Raw genomic sequence first — 462 nt, 5'->3', positions numbered from 1 at the left:
TCTCTCATTATTTGAATGAGCGAGAGACATTTCGATTTTGCCGGACTCAATTTCGAATAATCACTGTAAAAGTGATATTCCCAAGAACACTTGAATGTGTTTTTTGGTGTTTGTCATAAAGACAAACATTGAGAACTTTACAATCAACAATAAATTGTTGATTTGTCAGCTTTCCAAATTGTTAAAGAGCTAATCACTTCTTATGAAGTAACCATTTTTAAAAACTCTCAGGAGAGAATGTTTAAAGATGGTATCCCGTAGGGGAGTCGAACCCCTGTTACCGCCGTGAAAGGGCGGTGTCCTAGGCCTCTAGACGAACGGGACACTGCTATTTGTTTCCGCTTTTAAAAGGCAGAACCAAACTTCGAAGATATTGGGATATCTTCGTCTCTTTTACTTATAAACCGTATCAATCTGTGTGGACACTCATCGTGAGTAATCATCGTATAAGGAGGTGATCCA

Annotated in this window: 1 tRNA gene; it reads right to left on the bottom strand. The window is 38.5% G+C overall.

The annotated features are described in order from the left end of the window. Positions 1-248: 248 nt before the first annotated feature. A tRNA-Glu gene (locus BCT11_RS01025) sits at positions 249-324 on the bottom strand. Positions 325-462 lie beyond the last annotated feature (138 nt).

Source organism: Vibrio sp. 10N.222.52.B12 (assembly GCF_002875385.1).
Taxonomy (GTDB): domain Bacteria; phylum Pseudomonadota; class Gammaproteobacteria; order Enterobacterales; family Vibrionaceae; genus Vibrio; species Vibrio jasicida.
The sequence above is the reverse complement of the archived record's forward strand: the minus strand, read 5'-3'. Positions and strand labels throughout refer to the sequence as shown.